The organism is Streptomyces sp. NRRL S-1022 (assembly GCF_000720135.1).
Lineage (GTDB): Bacteria > Actinomycetota > Actinomycetes > Streptomycetales > Streptomycetaceae > Streptomyces.
This window is the reverse complement of the sequence record NZ_JOIU01000184.1, coordinates 1-306: the sequence shown is the minus strand read 5'-3', so window position 1 is coordinate 306 and position 306 is coordinate 1. Positions and strand designations below refer to the sequence as shown.

Genomic DNA, 306 nt, shown 5'->3' with positions numbered 1-306 from the left:
GGTCACGCCGAACCGGTTCCACGCGTTGATCACCGCGATCGCGGCGATCAGCTGCGCCAGCTCGGCCTCCTCGAAGTGCTTGGCGGCCCGCTCGTAGACGTCGTCCGGCACGAAACCGTCGGTCAGCACGGTCACCGCCTCGGTCAGCGCGAGCGCGGCCCGCTCCCGCTCGTCGTAGACGTCCTCGGTCTCCTCCCAGGCGGCGAGCAGATCCAGCTGCCGCTCGCTCACCCCGTGCTTGCGGGCGACGGCGAGATGCATGTCCAGGCAGAAGGCACAGTGGTTGAGCTGCGAGGCGCGGATCTT

The 306-nt window shown here is 69.3% G+C and carries 1 protein-coding gene; it reads right to left on the bottom strand.

The annotated features are described in order from the left end of the window. Nucleotides 1-306: carboxymuconolactone decarboxylase family protein (locus IG05_RS0141435; protein WP_030349217.1), on the bottom strand; the 306-nt coding region annotated here is incomplete at both ends.